Source organism: Actinacidiphila acididurans, assembly GCF_016918855.1.
Lineage (GTDB): Bacteria > Actinomycetota > Actinomycetes > Streptomycetales > Streptomycetaceae > Actinacidiphila > Actinacidiphila acididurans.
In genome coordinates, this window is record NZ_JADKYB010000017.1 from 151,103 (window position 1) to 168,936 (window position 17,834).

A 17,834-nucleotide genomic window follows, 5' to 3' on the forward strand; every position below is an offset into this window, starting at 1 on the left:
TAGACAGCAGTGACCCGTCTGACGAAGGCAGCCGCCGCCGTGGCGGCCACGGCCGCGATAGCGCTGCTGGCGAGCGCGTGTACCGGCCAGAACTCGTCCTCGGCGAACGACGACGCCACCAAGGACGTCACCATCACCTTCTGGCACGGCTGGTCGGCGCCGAACGAGCTGAAGGCGATCAACGACAACGTCGCCCGGTTCGAGCGGGCGCACCCCAACATCCACGTCAAGGTGCAGGCGAACATCACCGACGACAAGATCAACCAGGCGCTGCGGGCCGGCGGCTCGCAGGCCCCGGACGTCGTGTCGTCCTTCACCACCGACAACGTCGGCAAGTTCTGCTCCTCGGGCGCCTTCACCGACCTCGCGCCCTTCCTGAGCCGCGACCGCATCGACCCGGCGGCCACCTTCCCCAAGCCGATGCTGGAGTACACCCAGTACCAGGGCAAGCGCTGCACCCTGCCGCTGCTCGGCGACGCGTACGGGCTGTATTACAACAAGAAGGAGTTCGCGGCGGCCGGCATCAGCGCGCCGCCGAAGACGCTGAGCGAGTTCCAGCAGGACGCGGTCAAGCTGACGAAGACCAGCGGGAATTCGTACCGTCAGCTCGGCTTCATGCCGGACTTCCACGGCTACGAGTCCACGCCCGGCCACCTCGCCGCCCAGTGGGGCGTGAAGTACTTCGACGCGAACGGCAAGTCGCAGGTGGCCCAGGACCCCGGGTTCGCCGCGATGTTCAGCTGGCAGCAGCAGATGGTCAAGGCGCTCGGCGGCTTCGACAAGCTGGAGAAGTACCGCAACACCTTCGGTGACGAATTCGGCGCCAAGAACCCGCTGCACACCGGCCAGGTGGCGATGGGCATCGACGGCGAGTGGCGGCTGGGCATGGCCCGCGACGCCGGCATGAACGACCTGGGCGTGGCGCCCTTCCCGGTGCCCGACGACCAGGCGAGCACCTACGGCAAGGGCTACCTGTCCGGCACGGTCATCGGCATCGCCAGCAACAGCGCCAGGAAGAACGCCGCCTGGGAGCTGGTGAAGTTCATGACCACCGACACCGACGCGGTGGTCTCCTTCGCCAACGCGATCCACAACGTGCCCTCCACCCTGGCCGCGCTGAAGTCCCCGAAGCTGGACCCGGACCCGGGCTTCCGTACCTTCATCGACATCGCGCAGAACCCGGCCAGCACCACCACGCCGGCCAGCATCAATGGCGGCGCGTACCAGGTGACGCTCCAGGACTTCGGCTACGCCTACGAGTCGGGCAAGGTCAAGGATCTGCAGGCCGGGCTGCGGGGCGTGGACTCGCAGGTCGACAAGGACATCGCGCAGGCCCGCTGATGAGCACCGCCGTCCACCCCCTGCTGCGGGCCAAGCGCCGCAAGGCCGCGCTGCGCACACTGGCCTTCCTGTCGCCCTGGATCGTCGGGTTCTCCGCGTTCTTCGTCTACCCGCTGCTGTCCACGCTCTACTTCTCCTTCACCCATTACGACGGTTTCGCCGCGCCGACATGGACCGGCGGCAAGAACTGGACCTACGTCTTCCGGGACTACCCGCTGTTCTGGCCGGCACTGCGCAACACCCTGTGGCTGGTTGTGGTGATGGTCACCCTGCGGGTGGTCTTCGGGCTGGGCATCGGGCTGCTGATCACGAAGATCAAGACCGGCGCGGGCCTGTTCCGTACCGCCTTCTACCTGCCGTATCTCGCGCCGCCGGTAGCCGCCACCATGGCGTTCGTCTTCCTGCTCAACCCGGGCACCGGGCCGGTCAACCACGTCCTGGGCGGCATCGGCATCCCCGCCCCCGGCTGGTTCACCGACCCCGGCTGGTCCAAGCCGGCGCTGACCGTCCTCGCCCTGTGGGGCATCGGCGACCTCATGGTGATCTTCATGGCCGCGCTGCTGGACGTGCCCCGGGAGCAGTACGAGGCCGCCGAGCTGGACGGCGCCGGGCCCTGGCACCGGTTCCGGTACGTGACGCTGCCGAACATCTCGCCCATCGTGATGTTCGCGGTCGTCACCGGGGTCATCCAGACCATGCAGTACTACACGCAGCCGCTCGTGGCCGGGAAGGTCGCCTCCGGGATCATCGGCAACTCCGGGCAGCAGTTCGAGCCCGGCTATCCGGACCGCTCCACCCTGACGCTGCCCCAGCTCGTCTACAACCTGGGCTTCCAGCGCTTCGACTACGGCGCCGCGTGCGTGGTGGCCCTGGTGCTGTTCGTGCTGGCGATGGCCTTCACCGCGCTGCTGATGCGCCGTCGCGGCGGCCTGATCTCCGCGGAGGACTGACCGGACATGACCCACGCCACCCCCGCCACCCTGTCCCGCGGCGCCTCCGCGCCCCGGCCCGGCACCGCCTCCGGCACCCGCGCCCGGCGTGCCGCCCGCCGCCGGCGGGCCCTGCAGTGGATCGCGGTGCACGCCCTGGGCCTGGCCGCCGCGGCCTTCTTCGTGCTGCCCTTCGTGTTCGTCTTCCTCACCGCGGTCATGAGCGACAACCAGGCGCTGACCCGCGACCTGTGGCCGCACACCTGGCAGTGGTCCAACTTCCGCACCGTGTGGGACACGCCCGGCTTCCTGACCTGGTGGCGCAACACCCTGGTCTACGCGGTGGCCGGCACCGCGCTGACCGTGGTGTCGTCGCTGCCGGTGGCGTACGCCCTGGCCAAGTTCCGCTTCCCCGGCCGCAACCTGGTGATGATGCTGGTCATCTCGACCATGATGCTGCCGCCGCAGGTGATCATCATCCCGATGTACCTGTTCTGGACCAAGCAGATGGGCATGGACGGCACCCTGTGGCCGCTGATCATCCCGATGGCCTTCGGCGACGCCTTCACCATCTTCCTGCTGCGGCAGTTCCTGCTCACCGTGCCCAAGGAGTACACCGAGGCCGCCAAGGTCGACGGCTGCGGCGAGGTGCGCACCCTGCTCACCGTCGTCGTGCCGATGATCAAGCCGGCCATCGCCGCGGTCGCGCTCTTCCAGTTCTTCTACTGCTGGAACGACTACTTCGGTCCGCAGATCTACGCCAGCTCCAACCCGGCCGCCTGGACGCTCAGTTACGGCCTGGAGTCCTTCAAGGGGGCCCATCACACCAACTGGAACCTCACCATGGCGGCCACCGTACTGGTGATGGCCCCCGTGATCGTCGTCTTCTTCTTCGCGCAAAAGGCCTTCATCGAAGGCGTGACCCTGACGGGAGTCAAGGGATGAAACTGGCAGTCGTGGGCGGCGGGTCCACGTACACCCCCGAACTGATCGACGGATTCGCGCGATTGCGCGACACCCTGCCGGTCGAGGAGCTGGTGCTGATCGACCCGGCCGCCGAGCGGCTGGAGCTGGTCGGCGGCCTGGCCCGGCGGATCCTGGCCCGCCAGGGCCACCCGGCGACCGTGGTGACCACCGCCGACCTGGACGCGGGCGTGGCGGACGCGGACGCGGTGCTGATCCAGCTCCGGGTGGGCGGGCAGGCCGCCCGCGAGCAGGACGAGACCTGGCCGCTGGAGTGCGGCTGCGTGGGCCAGGAGACCACCGGCGCGGGCGGGCTGGCCAAGGCGCTGCGTACCGTGCCGGTGGTGCTGGACATCGCCGAACGCGTACGGCGGGCCGCGCCGGACGCCTGGATCATCGACTTCACCAACCCGGTCGGCATCGTCACCAGGGCGCTGCTGCAGGCCGGGCACCGGGCGGTCGGGCTGTGCAACGTGGCCATCGGCTTCCAGCGCAAGTTCGCCGCCCTGCTGGACGTGGCGCCCGAGCAGGTGCACCTGGACCACGTGGGCCTGAACCACCTCACCTGGGAGCGCGGGGTGCGGCTCGGCGGCCCGGACGGCGAGAACGTGCTGCCCAAGCTGCTGGCCGAGCACGGCGACGCCATTGCCGCGGATCTGCACATGCCGCGGCAGATCGTGGACCGGCTCGGCGTGGTGCCCTCGTACTACCTGCGCTACTACTACGCGCACGACGAGGTGGTGCGCGAGCTGCGCACCCGCCCCTCCCGGGCGGCGGAGGTGGCCGCCATGGAGAAGCAGCTCCTTGAGATGTACGGCGACCCGGCGCTGGACGAGAAGCCCGCCCTGCTGGCCAAGCGCGGCGGCGCCTTCTACTCCGAGGCGGCCGTGGCGCTGGCCTCCTCGCTGCTGCGCGGCACCGGCGACGTCCAGGTAGTCAACGCGTACAACAACGGGACGCTGCCCTTCCTCCCCGACGACGCCGTGATCGAGGTGCCCGCGGCGGTGGACGCCACCGGGGCAGCCCCGCTGCCCGTGCCGTCGCTGGAGCCGCTGTACGCGGGCCTGGTCGCGCACGTGACCGCGTACGAGGACCTCGCGCTGGAGGCCGCGCTGCGCGGCGGGCGGGACCGGGTCTTCGCGGCCTTGCTGGCCCATCCGCTGATCGGACAGTACGAGTACGCCGAGGCCCTGACCGACCGTCTCATCGCGCACAACCGGGAGCACTTGGCGTGGGCCTGAACCTCCACCCGAGCCCCCGGCCCGGTGGGGACGCCCGCCAGGGCCCCGGGCCAGGGACGGATCCCGACCGGGCTCACGGTTCCGGGACGAACCCGGACCCCCGGCCCGGAAGGGACGTCGAGCCGCTCGTCCCCGGTGGCGTCCTCGCCGTCGACGCGGGGAACAGCAAGACCGACGTGGCGCTGATCGCCGCAGACGGGACGGTGCTCGGCGCCGCCCGCGGCGGCGGCTTCCAGCCGCCCGTCGTCGGGGTGGCGGCGGCCGTGTCGGAGCTGGCGCGCACCGTGGCGCGCGCGGCGGCCGACGCGGGCCTGCCGGGCCCCGGGGACCCGGCGAGCGCCGGGACACCGCTCGCCGAGCACACCTCCGCCTGCCTGGCCAACGCCGATCTGCCGGTGGAGGAGGAACAGCTGCAGGCGGCGGTGCACGCCTGCGGCTGGGCCCGGTCGACGCGCGTCGCCAACGACACCTTCGCCATCCTGCGGGCCGGAGTGGACGCGCCGCGGGGCGTGGCGGTGGTGTGCGGAGCCGGCATCAATTGCGTCGGCATGCTGCCGGACGGACGCACCGCCCGCTTCCCCGCGCTGGGCCGGATATCCGGCGACTGGGGCGGCGGTTCGGGGCTCGCCGAGGAGGCGATGTGGTACGCCGCCCGCGCCGAGGACGGGCGCGGCGGCCCCACCGCGCTGGCCACCACCCTGCCCGGCCACTTCGGGCTGCCCAGCATGTACGCGCTGATCGAGGCGCTGCACCTGGGGGCGATCCCCGCCCACCGCAGGCACGAGCTCACCCCGGTGCTGTTCGCCACCTCAGACGCGGGCGACCCGCTGGCCCGGTCGATCCTGGACCGGCAGGCCGAGGAGATCGTGGTGCTGGCGGCCGTGGCCCTGGACCGGCTCGACCTGCTGGACCAGGAGACCGACGTGGTGCTCGGCGGCGGGGTGATGGCGGCCCGCAATCCGTACCTGATGGACCGGATCGCCGAACGGCTGACGGCCCGAGCCCCCAAGGCCCGGCCACGGGTGGTGACCGCTCCGCCGGTGCTGGGCGCAGCCCTGCTGGGCCTGGACCACACCGGGGCGCCGGCCGCCGCCCAGGAGCGGCTGCGGGCGCACTACGCCTGAGCGCCGGGGAGCCGGACCGCCGCAATGGCGCCGGGCCGTTCCCCACCGCCATGGTGACGGGTACGGCAGCGGCCGGCGTCACGGCGAACCGCCGCGACCTCGGCCGCTGTTGCGTCCCCGGCCCGCGTGGCCCATGATCCGACGGAACCGAAATGCCCCTGCGTGCGTGGAAGCGTGCAAGCGGCGGCAGCCATACTTCTGGGTGACCCCGCGCACGTCGTAGGTCCGGGGCTGGGGGAGGTCATGTGACGCACACGCCGACGAAGCCGGCGCCGCCGGAGGGGACCGGGCGGCCGGGGACGGGCGCGCCGGAGCCGGAGGGCCGCCGCAGGGCCTGGCGGGAGACCTCGGACCGGGTACGCGGCGCGGCCACCACCGAGCCTGGCCGGCTGCGGATCATCGGTGCGGCGCTGGCCCTCCTGGCAGTGGCCTTCGGCGGGGTGACGGCGTGGCAGATCACCGAACGCTCGACCGCGGCCGACAACGTGCTGCACCACAGCGGCCCGCTGAGCAGCGACGCGGCCGACATCTACCGGCTGCTCGCCGACGCCGACGCCACCGTCACCGGCGGCTTCCTGGTCGGCGGCGAGGAGCCCCAGTCCGTCGCGGACCGCTACCGCAAGGACATCGACCAGGCCTCGACGCTGATCACCCAGGCGGCGGCCAACAGCAGGGGCGCCACGGACGCGGCCGCGCTCACCTCGCTGAGCACCCAGCTTCCCTACTACACACAGTTGGTGGCCACCGCCCAGGCCGACAACCGCCAGGGCTTCCCGCTCGGCGGCGCGTATCTGCGGTATGCCAACGAGCAGATGCGCAAGGACAACGGCCTGCTCAGCGCCGCGAACACCCTCTACCGCGCGGAGACCGCGCGGCTGAACCACGACTACGCCCGGTCCAGGGCGCTGCCGTGGGCGGCGTGGGCGCTGGGCGCCGTGGCGCTGGCCGCCCTGGTGTGGGCGCAGCGGCGGCACTACCTGCGCACCAACCGGGTGTTCAACCGCGGCATGATGGCGGCCAGCGGCGCCGCCGCGGTGGCCCTGGTGTGGCTGCTGACCGCGCACCTGGTGGCCCGCGGGGACCTCGGCGACTCCTATGCGCACGGCGCCAAGTCGCTCCAGGTGCTCAACAACGCCCGGATCGCGGTGCTCCAAGCGCGCGGCGACGAGAACCTCACCCTGGTGACGCGCGGCTCGGGCGACTCCTACGACGCGAGCTTCGCCAAGGGCATGAACGGCCTGGCCGGCACCGATCCCAAGGGCGTGGGCGGCGAACTCGCCCAGGCCCTGGCGCTGGCCGACACCAATGCGGGCCGCACCCCGGTGAACGCCGCGGTCAAAAGCGTGCAGATCTGGCGGCAGCGGCACGCCGCCGAGCGGGCCAGCGACAACAAGGGCGACTACGCCACCGCCGTCGCCGAGGTGATCGGCGGCAAGGACGCGGGCGGCGCCACCGTCACCCAGACCACCGGCCAGTGCTTCGACCGGGTGGACCAGGACCTCGAGCAGGCCGTCCACCAGGAGCAGACGGAATTCCGCTCGGCCGCCGACAGCGGCCACGGCGCCCTGTCGCTGCTCCCGTTCGGCGCCGGTCTGCTGGCCGTGCTCGCCGCGGCGGGCGCGCTCCTGGGCATCGGGCGGCGACTTTCGGAGTACCGGTGAGCGACAGGAACCTGGCAGGAGGGGCCGCGGCCGGCCCCTGCGGGGAGCCCTCCCTGGAGGCACACGGCCGGCGGCGGACGGAAAGGCGCGGGAAGTTGCGAGCGACAGTGCGCGGGCGGATCGCAGTCGCGGCCATTGCGGCGGCATGCGCGCTGGCGGTCACCGCCGTGCTGGTGCCGGCCGGCCGGGGGCAGGCCGCCGCGGGCAAGGGCGCGGCGGAAGGCCGTACCCAGGCGCCCGTCGGCGCGGCGGCGCGGCGGGCGCCGGCCGAGGGGCCGGCGGGACCGCGGGACGACTGCTCGGCGAGTTTGAACCCGGCCTCGGGCAGCACCGACGGCGCCGCGGTAGCCCGGATCAGGGCGCGCGGCCGGCTGCTGGTCGGCGTGGACCAGAACAGCTACCTGTGGGGCTTCCGGGACCCCGCCACCGGCCGGCTGGCCGGGTTCGACATCGACATCGTCAAGGCGATCGCGCAGGACGTCCTCGGGGACTCCTCGAAGGTGCAGTATCTGACCGTGCCCACCTCGCAGCGGATCCAGGCGATCACCGACCACCGGGTCGACATGGTGGTGCGGACCATGACCGTCAACTGCGCGCGCGCCGCACAGGTCGCCTTCTCCGTGCCCTACTTCACGGCCGGCCAGCAGCTCCTGACCGCCAAGGACTCCCCCGTCACCGGCTTCGACGACAGCCTCAAGGGGCGCCGGGTGTGCACCGCGAAGGGCTCCACCGGCCAGAGCGCGCTGGACGCCGCACCGCACGGCGCGCGCATACTGGCCCTGGACAACCAGCTCGACTGCCTGGTGCGGCTGCAACTGGGACAGGCCGACGCGGTGTTCACCGACAACGCGCTGGCCGCAGGACAGGCCGCGCAGGACCCCACGACGCACCTGGTCGGACAACCCGTCACCCGGGAGCCGTACGGTGTGGCCATGAACCTGGCCGACGACGACCTCGTACGGCGTGTCAACCAGGTGCTGGCGCAGTACGAGTCGGGCGGTGCGGACAGCGCGTGGATGCAGTCGTACCGCACCTGGCTCGCCAAGGAACTGCCGGGCATCACCGGGCCGCCGGCCCCGGTGTACCGATGACGGGCGGACGCACAGGAAGAGGGTGTGATGGCGGTCGCGGGACCGGTGATGGGCCGGGAGGAGGTGGACCGTGCCCTGGCGCGGCTGGGGGCCGAGCACGAGGCGGTCGAGTCCTCCCTGCTGGCGCTCCAGGACCACTCGGGCCGCCGGCTGCTGGAGGGCGCCGAGCTGACCGGTGTCACCAAGGAGCGGTGGGCCGCCACGGACGCGGCGATCTCCGCGCTGTGGACGCACTTCGAGGCGTACACGGACGCGCTGCACGCCGCCCGTGAGCTGCGGGCCCGGCGCCGCTGGCCGACCCAGACGGAATTGACGCGGCTCACCGAGCTGCTGCGCGGCGACGGGGTGACCGTTACCGGCGCCGCCGTGCCCGACCACGCCCGCTCGCTGACCGGCCCGGCCCGGCTGACCGAACAACTCAGCCTGGAGAAGCTGCTGGCGCGGATGAACGCCTGGTACGACCAGGCGATGGAGACGGTGGCCGCCGCCGACTCCGTGTGGTCCGCGCTGCCCGCCCGGATAGACCTGCTGGCCGCCGAGACCCAGCGGGTGCGCTCGCTGGCCCAGTCGGTGGGCGTCCGGCCCGGCACCCACCCGTCCGGCGACGACCTGGAACACCTGGTCCGGGAGCTGGCCGAGTTGCGGGCCCGTACGGTCTCCGACCCGCTGGCCTTCTGGCAGCCGGTGCCCGCGCCCGGCCGGCCCGACGTTTCCCGCTACGAGCAGGCCGGACGGCAACTGGAGGAGATCCGCCGCGAGGTCGAGGCGGTGCTGCACGTACGCGACGACGCAGAGCACCGGCTCGTCCGGCTGCGCGACGTGCTCTCCCGCGCCGACCGGACACTGACCGAGGCCCGCGGCGCCCGCGTCGAGGTGCTGTCCAAGATCCTCGCCTCGGACGTGCCCGCGGTCAGCGGCCCGGCCGCGGCGCTGCACGAACAGCTCGCCGCGGCCGAGGAGTTCGCCCGTACCGCGCAGTGGCACCGGCTCTCGCCGCTGCTCGACGGCCTGGAGCAGACCGCCGACGAGGAACTGCTGCGCGCCCGCGACTCGTTGAGCGCGGTCACCGCGCCGCTGGCGGTCCGCGCCGAGCTGCGCGGCCGGCTGGACGCGTACCGGGCCAAGGTGGCGCGCCTGGGCATGGCCGAGGACCCGGTGCTGATCGAGCGCTACGACCAGGCGCGGCGGCTGCTGTGGAGCGCGCCGTGCGACCTGGCCGCCGCCGACCGCGCGGTGCAGCGCTACCAGCAGGCGGTCACCGAGATCGGCAGCACCCCGCGGACCCCGACCGACCGCAGGGGGCCCGCGTGACGCGGAGAACCGGGGCCGAAGTGCCCGGTCGGGCCGGAGGCATCAACGGGGCGGGCACCGAAGTGGCGCGTCCCGTACGGATGACCGGAACCGTACACACGCCGAAACGCGCGGGACGAGAACCGTTCGGTGCCACGCTTACGTCTGCACGGTCGAGAGGGCCGCAGGTTCAGGGGAAAGGCTGAGGGGGACAACCGTGAGCAGCAAGTGCCAACGGCCCGGTTGCGGCGGGACCATGGAGGACATGGGCAGCGGGGAGCTGTACTGCGACACCTGCGGACTGGCGGCCCAGCCGGCCGCCGCGCCGGCGGCGCAGAACCGGGCCGGTGCCGGACCGCTCGGCGCGGGGGCGGCGGGAGTCGCGGGCGCCGCGGTCGCGGCGGGCTCCGCGACGGCGGCAGCGGCCGGTGCCCCGGGCGCGGCGGCGAACCTGCCGTCCGCGCGGACCGGCTCGGACTCCGGCCGGTCCGGTTCGCAGTCCTCGCGGTCCTCCCGGTCCTCCTCCCAGTCGTCGCGCCGGTCGGTCTCCGGCCGGCTGTCGCAGGGGCTCAGCGGCGGCACCGTGGGCCGCTCGGTGTCGGTACGCAGCAGCAAGAGCGGCAACAGCGGCCCGGCGCGCGGCAAGCTGGGCGCCGGCCTTGTCGCGGTGCCGACGGTGCCGCGGCCCGATCCCGCCGCCATGGTGCTGGCCAACCCCGAGGTGCCCGAGCGCAAGCGGTTCTGCAGCCGCAGCGAATGCGGGGCGCCGGTGGGCCGCGGCCGCGGTGACCGGCCGGGGCGTACGGAGGGCTACTGCACCAAGTGCGGGCACCCGTACTCCTTCACGCCCAAGCTGCGGCCCGGCGACGTGGTGCACGGCCAGTACCACGTGGTGGGCTGCCTGGCGCACGGCGGCCTGGGCTGGATCTACCTGGCGGTGGACCGCGCGGTCTCCGACCGGTGGGTGGTGCTCAAGGGCCTGCTGGACACCGGCGACGAGGACGCGCTGGCGGCCGCGGTCTCCGAACGCCGCTTCCTGGCGGAGATCGAGCACCCCAACATCGTGCGCATCTACAACTTCGTCGAGCACCTGGACCAGCGCACCGGCACCCTCGACGGCTACATCGTGATGGCCTACGTGGGCGGCAAGTCGCTCAAGGAGATCGCCAACGAGCGGCGCGGCGCGGACGGAAGGCGCCAGCCGCTGCCGGTCGCGCAGGCCATCGCGTACGCGGTGGAGGCGCTGGAGGCGCTCGGCCACCTGCACAGCCGCAACCTGCTCTACTGCGACTTCAAGGTCGACAACGCCATCCAGACCGAGGACCGGCTCGAACTCATCGACATGGGCGCGGTCCGGCGGATGGACGACACCGAGTCGGCGATCTACGGCACGGTCGGCTACCAGGCGCCCGAGGTCGCCGAGGTGGGCCCGTCGGTCGCCTCCGACCTGTACACGGTCGCCCGCACCCTCGCGGTGCTCACCTTCGACTTCCAGGGCTACACCACCGTCTTCGCCGACAGCCTGCCGGACCCGGCCAACATCGAGGTGTTCCAGCGGTACGAGTCCTTCTACCGGCTGCTGGTGCGGGCCACCGACCCCGACCCGGGCAAGCGGTTCGCCTCCGCCGAGGAGATGGCCGACCAGCTCCTGGGCGTGCTGCGGGAGGTCGTCGCGCTGGAGACCGGGCAGCCCCGGCCGGCCCTGTCCACCCTGTTCGGGCCCGAACTGCGCGTGGTGGACACCGAACTGGTCCGGCCGGTCAACGGCGACACCTCGACGCTGGGCGCCGCGGCGCGCGGCCGCGGCAAGGGCGCCCGCGCGGGCGCTCCGGCGGTGGCCGCCCTGCCCGGTGGCGCGCCCGCCGCGGCGGGTACGGCCATCAGTGCCGGCGCCGCGCCCGGTACGGCCCCCGCGGCCGTCTCCGGCGCCGCCCCGGCCGTGTGGGGCCCGGCCCGGCCCGTGGTGTCCCGGCTGGACTCCGCACAGGCCGTCCTCGCCCTGCCGGTGCCGCACGTGGACCCCGGTGACCCCAACGCGGGCTTCCTGGCGGGCCTGTCCGCCGCCGCCCCCGCCGAGTTGCTGGTGGCGCTCCAGTCGGCGCCCGAGGACTCGGTGGAAAGACGGCTGCGCGAGGTACGGGCCCGGCTGGAGCTGGGCGACGCGGCGGGCGCGCTCGGCGTCCTGGAGTCGCTGGACGGCTCGGGAGGCGGCGGTGCGGGGGCCAATGGCTCGGGGCCCAACTCAGGGGCCAGCAGCTCAGGTGCCAGCGGCTCGCGCGGCTCCGGCGGTCCGGGCGCCGGCTCCGGTGCTCCCGAGGCCGGCGCCGACTGGCGGGTGGTGTGGCACCGCGGCCTGGCCGCGCTGTGCGCCGGCGACCAGGAGACGGCGGCGCTCAGCTTCGACGCGGTCTACGACGCCTTCCCGGGCGAGCCCGCCCCGAAGCTGGCGCTCGGCATATGTGCCGAGGTGCTGGGCCAGCTCGACAACGCCGCCGAGTACTACCGCCTGGTGTGGGCCACCGACCACAGCTATGTGAGCGCCGCGTTCGGCCTGGCCAGGGTGCTGCTGCGGGCCGGCGACCGGTCAAAGGCGGTGGAGGCGCTGGAATCGGTGCCGGAGGCGTCCATCCACTTCACCGCCGCCCGGGTGGCGTCCGTACGAGCCCGGCTGCGCGACCGCGCGCCCACGGAGCCGCTGCTGACCGACCTGTACGCGGCCTCCCGGCAGGTGGAGGCGCTGCAGCGGCAGGGCCTGGACTCCGACCGGCGCGAGCAGCTGGCCACCGAGGTGCTCGGCACCGCCCTGGACTGGGTGCTGGCCGGCCGCTCCGGCGAGAGCGCGCCCGGCGCCATGGGCGCGCCCGTGCCCGGCCTGACCGGCGGCGTCCTGGGCGCCGATCTCAGCGAGCGCGGCCTTCGGTTCGGCCTGGAGAGCTCCTACCGGGTGCTGGCCAGGCTGGCCACCGACGGCAGTACGAGGATCGAACTGGTGGAGCGCGCCAACCGCTTCCGCCCCCGGACGTGGGTGTGACCGATGGCAGCACAGTCCGACCCGACCGCCTCCACGGCCCCGCCGGCCGCCCGCCCCGCTCCCCCGCTTCTCTGCCCGGACTGCGGGGAACCGCTGGAGCAGACCGACCGCTATTGCGGCGGGTGCGGCCTGAACCTGGCCGCGCCCAGGACGCCGGAACCGCGTCCGGCACCCGCGCCGGCCGCCGGGTCCATGGCCCCGCCCGCGACCGCTACCGCTACCGGGCCGACGGCACCTGACGGCCCGAGCCCCGACGAGACCGGCTCCTTCGTGCTGGCCCCGCCGCAGGGGACGCAGGGCGACAGCGACACCTTGGCGCTGGGTCTGGTGGCCCGGCTGTCCGACCCGCGTGAGGAGGAGTCGCCGGCGCCGGCGGCCGGCCAGGCGGTGTGCGTGGCCTGCGGGGTCGGCGGAGTGGACGACGACGGCTACTGCGAGCACTGCGGGCACGCCCAGCCGCGCCAGCGCGACCACCAGGAGCAGGAGTTGGAGGGCGTGGCCGCGGTCAGCGACCGGGGGCTGCGGCACCACCGCAACGAGGACGCCTTCGTGGTGGCCACCGCCTCACTGCCCGACGGCACCCCCGCGGTCGCCGCCGTGGTCTGCGACGGCGTGTCCACCGCGCACCGCCCGGACGACGCCTCGGCCGCCGCTTCGGTGGCGGGCGGCGAATCGCTGCTGGCCGCCCTGGAACGCGGCACGGGCGCCGAGGAGGCGATGCGCGGCGCGCTGCTGGCCGCCTTCGACGCGGTGACCGCGCTGGCCGACGAGGACGACCCGGCGGCCCGCCCGCACCACAACGCACCCGCCTGCACCTGTGTGAGCGCGGTGGTCACCGGGCCGGTGTTCACCGTCGGCTGGATCGGTGACAGCCGCGCGTACTGGATCCCCGACGACCGCAGCCGGCCGCCCGCGCGGCTGACCGAGGACGACTCCTGGGCGGCCCGGATGGTCGCCGCGGGACTGATGACGGAGGCCGAGGCGTACGCAGACGCGCGCGCGCACGCCATCACCGGCTGGCTGGGCGCCGACGCGGTGGAGGTCGATCCGCACGTGGCGGCCTTCCGGCCGGAGGGGCCCGGGGTGATCGTGGTGTGCACCGACGGGCTGTGGAACTACGCGGAATCGGCGGCCGAGATGGCCGAGGTGGTGCTGCCGGACGCGCGCAGCCGGCCGCTGGCGAGCGCCCGGGCGCTGCTGGGTGTCGCGCTGGACGGCGGCGGCCACGACAACGTGACGGTCGCGGTGCTGCCCTTCCCGGCCACCGTGTCCAGGGCGGGAATTCCGTCCGCCTAGCCGGCCGGCGCCGGGGGGCGGGGCTTTGCGAGGGTTCTTAAGGAGCGCAGGAAGCGATGGCCAATCTTTCCAAGTCGAACGTGCCGCAGTTCTCGGTCGACGTGTACCAGAACGAATACCTGCCCGAGGGTGCCGCTGAGGTCAACGCCATCGTGACGGTCACCGCCACCGGCGGCGGCACCACCGGCGGCCAGCCGCTGTCCGGCGCCGGGAATCCGGCCGCCGCGGGCGTGGTGATCATGGTGGACTGCTCGGGCTCGATGGAGTATCCGCCGACCAAGATGCGCAACGCGCGCGACGCCACCGCGGTGGCCGTGGACGCCCTGCGCGACGGCACCTCCTTCGCCATCGTGGCCGGCACCCATGTGGCGCGCGAGATCTACCCGGCGGACGGCGGCCTGGCCGTCGCCAGTGCCGCCACCCGGCACCAGGCCAAGCAGGCGCTGCGCAAGCTCTCCGCGGGCGGCGGCACCGCGATCGGCACCTGGCTGCGGCTGGCCGACAAGCTGCTGGCCACGTCGGACGTGACGATACGTCACGGCATTCTGCTCACCGACGGCCGCAACGAGCACGAGAAGCCTGAGGACCTGCGCGACACCCTGGACGCCTGTGCCGGCCGCTTCACCTGTGACGCGCGCGGGGTCGGCACCGACTGGGAGGTCAAGGAGCTGACCGGGATCGCCTCGGCGCTGCTCGGCTCGGTCGACATCGTGGCCGACCCGGCGGGCCTGGCCGCCGACTTCCAGGCGATGATGGAGAACGCGATGGGCAAGGAGATCGCGGACGTGGCGCTGCGGCTGTGGACGCCGCAGGGCTCCGAGATCGCCTTCGTCAAGCAGGTCGCGCCCACGGTGGAGGATCTGACGGCGCGTCGTACCGAGGCGGGTCCGCGGGCCGGGGACTACCCCACCGGCTCGTGGGGCGACGAGTCCCGCGACTACCACATCAGCGTCCGGGTGCCGCCTGCCGAGGTGGGCCAGGAGCGGCTGGCCGCCCGCGTCTCGCTGGTGCTGCCGGCCGCCGACGGCACCGCGGAGACCCTCGGGCAGGGGCTGGTGCGGGCGCTGTGGACCGACGACATGGCCGCCTCCACCCGGATCAGCCCGCAGGTCGCCCACTACACCGGGCAGGCCGAGCTGGCCCAGGTCATCCAGCAGGGCCTGGAGGCGCGCAAGGCCGGCGACCTGGACAGCGCCACCGCGAAGCTGGGCCGCGCGGTGCAACTGGCCAGCGCCTCCGGCAACGAGGACACCGCCAAGCTGCTGGCAAAGGTGGTCGACGTGGTCGACGCCGCGAGCGGTACTGTGCGGCTGAAGGCGAAAGTCGCCGACGCCGACGAGATGACCCTGGAGACGCGGTCGACCAAGACCGTACGCGTGAAGAAGTGACTGCCTGCTGCGCAGTGCTCGCACACGACCTGTGAGCCGCCCGGCGCGGCGGAGGGGGGCCGGCATCATGCCGATCTGTCCGAACAACCATCAGTCCAGCACCTCGGACTGGTGCGAGGTCTGCGGAATGCGGATGACGCCGTCCGCGTACCCGCAGCGGCCGGCGTCCTCGGCGTCCTCATCCTCCGCCTCGCCGGCCTCCACTCCGCCGTCGTCGGTCTCGCCGCCCGCGTTCGCGGCGCAGCAGCCGGCCCCGGCCGAGATGTGCCCGCAGTGCGGCACCCCGAGGGAGGGCGCGGCGCCCTTCTGCGAGGAGTGCGCGTACAACTTCGGCACCCATGCGGCGACCGTGGTCCCGCACGGCCCACCGCCGGTGACGGGCCCGCCCCCGGTGACCGGCCCGCCGCCGGGGTTCCCGCCCTACCAGCGGTACGACTCGCAGCTCTCCCGGCCCTCGCAGGTCAACCGGCCCGCGGAGCCGGTGCCCGTGGAGTCCCTGACGCTGGCCGCGGGGTCCGGGGACTTCCTGCTGGAACCGCCGTCCACGCCTTCGCCGCCGCCCGCCCGCACCGTGACCTCCGGTGGCCCGGACGCGGCCGGGGCCGCTTCGAGCGGGGCCACCTCGGCCGGGATGCCCGCCGCGCCGCCCACGGTGGTGCCGGGCACGCCCGTGCGCGGCGCCGGCTGGGTGGCGGTGGTCGCCGCGGACCGCGAGTACTTCACCGCGATGATGGCCCGCAGCGGCCCGGACGCGCAGGGCCTGTACTTCCCCGCCTTCTCCCCGGAGATCCAGCTCCCGCTGACCGGCAACCAGATCACCATCGGGCGCCGCCGGCACAGCACGGGCGAGGCGCCCGACATCGACCTGGCCCGCGCCCCGGAGGACCCGGGGGTCTCGCACAAGCACGCGGTGCTGGTCCAGCAGTCCGACGGCACCTGGGCGGTGGTGGACCAGGACTCCACCAACGGCACCACCGTCAATCTCGCCGAGGACCCGATCCCGCCCTACACCCCGGTCCAGCTGCGCGAGGGCGACCGGGTCCACGTCGGCGCCTGGACCACCATCACCCTGCGGCAGGGCTGAGCGGCCAGGTCCGCGGGCCCCGCGGGTCGTCCAGCCAGAGCCACTGGCGCGTGCCGTGCACGGTCAGGCCGAAGCGGGTCCGGGCCGGGTGTCGGCCGCTGAAGGGGCCGGCCACCGGGGCGGCGACCATGCCCGGGCCGCGCAGCGGCACGAAGTAGGCGGAGGTCGGCAGGAAGCGGCCCTCGGCGCGCTCCGGGCCGTGCACGGTGAGCAGCGCCAGCCCGGTGGCGACGGGCGCGAGGATCAGACCGCCGGGGCGCACCTGCGCGAGCCAGGCCGGCGGGACGGCGGGCAGTTCGCAGGTGGCCACGATCCGGTCGTACGGTGCCCCGTCCGGGTGCCCGAGCGCGCCGTCGCCGGTGACCACGACCACCGAGCGGGCGGCCGAGGTGCCGTACGCGGCCAGGTTCGCCCGGGCCGCCGTGGTGATCTCCGGGTCGAGGTCCACGGTGGTGACGGCCCCGGGGCCGAGCCGGTGGGCGAGCAGCGCCGCGTTGTAGCCGGTGCCCGCGCCGATCTCCAGCACCCGCTGGCCGTCCCGTAGGTCCAGCGCCTGGCACATCTGCGCCATCAGTGACGGCTGGCTGATCGAGGAGACGAGTTCGCCGGCCACCACCCGGGTGGCGATGGGCCGGTCGGCATAGGCCGCGGACAGCCGGCGCAGCACGCTGCGGGGGTCGTTCGCGCCACCGGGGCCGCCGGACGGGTTGCCGCCGGGCACGGAGACCGGCACGAACAGGTGCCGGGGAACCTCGGCGAACGCCTGCCGCCAGGCGGGGTCGGTCAGGCCGCCGCCCGCCACGATGCGCCGTACCATCCGCGCCCGCAGCGCCCGTGCCGCGACCCGGTAACGCTGCTCCTGCGCGGTCTCGGCCATGCCTCCATCGTGCGCCCCGGCCCCTGGTCCTACGACCCGGGTCCTCCGTCCGGGAGCCTGGCACCATGGGAGGGTGACTGAGATCCCGCGGGGCGAGCTGCAGCAGCAGACCTTCTACGAGCTGGTCGGCGGCGAGGAGACCTTCCGCCGTCTGGTGCACCGGTTCTACCAGGGTGTGGCGGACGACCCGGAGCTGCGGGCCCTGTACCCGGAGGAGGACCTGGGCCCGGCCGAGGAGCGGCTGCGGCTGTTCCTGATGCAATACTGGGGCGGCCCGCGCACCTACAGCGACGAGCGCGGCCACCCGCGGCTGCGGATGCGGCACGCGCCCTTCGCCGTGGACCGGGCCGCGCACGACGCCTGGCTGCGGCACATGCGCGCCGCCGTGGACGAGTTGGAGCTCGCGCCGGAGTACGAGCGGCAGTTGTGGGACTACCTGGTCTACGCGGCCGCGTCCATGGTGAACACCCGGGGCTGATCCGGCCGCCGGCGCACCGGCGTTGACCGCTCGCCGGGAC

Annotated in this window: 15 protein-coding genes; 13 read left to right on the forward strand and 2 right to left on the reverse strand. The window is 73.7% G+C overall.

The features are described from left to right. Positions 1-9: 9 nt before the first annotated feature. The 11 genes from ITX44_RS28205 (at position 10) to ITX44_RS28255 (ending at position 15,355) form a co-directional block, all read left to right on the forward strand. Complete coding sequence (locus ITX44_RS28205) at positions 10-1,341, forward strand: ABC transporter substrate-binding protein (protein WP_205360281.1); 1,332 nt, start codon at positions 10-12, stop codon at positions 1,339-1,341. Then, positions 1,341-2,291, forward strand: a complete 951-nt coding sequence (locus tag ITX44_RS28210) for a carbohydrate ABC transporter permease (RefSeq protein WP_205360283.1) — start codon at positions 1,341-1,343, stop codon at positions 2,289-2,291. Before ITX44_RS28205 ends, ITX44_RS28210 begins: the two co-directional genes overlap by 1 nt. A gap of 6 nt (positions 2,292-2,297) precedes the next feature. Further along, on the forward strand, positions 2,298-3,215 hold the full coding sequence (locus tag ITX44_RS28215; protein WP_205360285.1) for a carbohydrate ABC transporter permease: 918 nt from the start codon (positions 2,298-2,300) through the stop codon (positions 3,213-3,215). Beyond that, a complete protein-coding gene (locus ITX44_RS28220) occupies positions 3,212-4,474 on the forward strand; it encodes a 6-phospho-beta-glucosidase (RefSeq protein ID WP_205360288.1) in 1,263 nt (420 codons plus the stop codon). The genes ITX44_RS28215 and ITX44_RS28220 overlap by 4 nt, the downstream gene beginning before the upstream one ends. Then, a complete protein-coding gene (locus tag ITX44_RS28225; RefSeq protein WP_307795521.1) occupies positions 4,465-5,598 on the forward strand; it encodes an N-acetylglucosamine kinase in 1,134 nt (377 codons plus the stop codon). Before ITX44_RS28220 ends, ITX44_RS28225 begins: the two co-directional genes overlap by 10 nt. A 245-nt stretch (positions 5,599-5,843) precedes the next feature. Beyond that, positions 5,844-7,259 (forward strand): GlnX family signal transduction membrane protein, encoded by a 1,416-nt coding sequence (locus tag ITX44_RS28230; RefSeq protein ID WP_205360289.1) that lies wholly within the window; start codon positions 5,844-5,846, stop codon positions 7,257-7,259. Positions 7,260-7,354: 95 nt separating this feature from the next. Further along, positions 7,355-8,350: a glutamate ABC transporter substrate-binding protein gene (locus ITX44_RS28235; RefSeq protein WP_236061828.1), complete on the forward strand. Its 996-nt coding sequence runs from the start codon at positions 7,355-7,357 to the stop codon at positions 8,348-8,350. 27 nt (positions 8,351-8,377) lie between these two features. Continuing rightward, complete coding sequence (locus tag ITX44_RS28240; RefSeq protein WP_205360292.1) at positions 8,378-9,661, forward strand: hypothetical protein; 1,284 nt, start codon at positions 8,378-8,380, stop codon at positions 9,659-9,661. A 235-nt stretch (positions 9,662-9,896) separates the two neighbouring features. Continuing rightward, positions 9,897-12,671 carry a serine/threonine-protein kinase gene (locus tag ITX44_RS28245; RefSeq protein ID WP_372441015.1) on the forward strand — a complete coding sequence of 925 codons (2,775 nt, stop codon included), beginning with the start codon at positions 9,897-9,899 and terminating at the stop codon, positions 12,669-12,671. Between the two features lie 3 nt (positions 12,672-12,674). Then, the gene (locus tag ITX44_RS28250; RefSeq protein ID WP_205360299.1) at positions 12,675-13,967 is read left to right on the forward strand and encodes a PP2C family protein-serine/threonine phosphatase; all 1,293 of its coding nucleotides are present in this window, start codon (positions 12,675-12,677) and stop codon (positions 13,965-13,967) included. A gap of 56 nt (positions 13,968-14,023) precedes the next feature. After that, positions 14,024-15,355: a vWA domain-containing protein gene (locus ITX44_RS28255; RefSeq protein ID WP_205360300.1), complete on the forward strand. Its 1,332-nt coding sequence runs from the start codon at positions 14,024-14,026 to the stop codon at positions 15,353-15,355. 90 nt (positions 15,356-15,445) lie between these two features. Here ITX44_RS28255 and ITX44_RS42805 read toward each other — a convergent pair whose 3' ends face one another. Further along, a complete protein-coding gene (locus ITX44_RS42805) occupies positions 15,446-15,691 on the reverse strand; it encodes a hypothetical protein (protein WP_307795522.1) in 246 nt (81 codons plus the stop codon). Positions 15,692-15,728: 37 nt separating this feature from the next. On the opposite strand from ITX44_RS42805, the gene ITX44_RS28260 reads away from it, so the two are divergent. Then, entirely contained in the window at positions 15,729-16,439 is a 711-nt protein-coding gene (locus ITX44_RS28260; RefSeq protein ID WP_307795523.1) for an FHA domain-containing protein, read from the forward strand. Here ITX44_RS28260 and ITX44_RS28265 read toward each other — a convergent pair. Beyond that, a complete protein-coding gene (locus ITX44_RS28265; RefSeq protein WP_205360305.1) occupies positions 16,420-17,316 on the reverse strand; it encodes a methyltransferase domain-containing protein in 897 nt (298 codons plus the stop codon). The genes ITX44_RS28260 and ITX44_RS28265 overlap by 20 nt on opposite strands. Positions 17,317-17,389: 73 nt before the next feature. Here ITX44_RS28265 and ITX44_RS28270 point away from each other — a divergent pair, with 73 nt between their 5' ends. Beyond that, positions 17,390-17,794: a globin gene (locus tag ITX44_RS28270; protein WP_307795524.1), complete on the forward strand. Its 405-nt coding sequence runs from the start codon at positions 17,390-17,392 to the stop codon at positions 17,792-17,794. Positions 17,795-17,834: the final 40 nt, after the last annotated feature.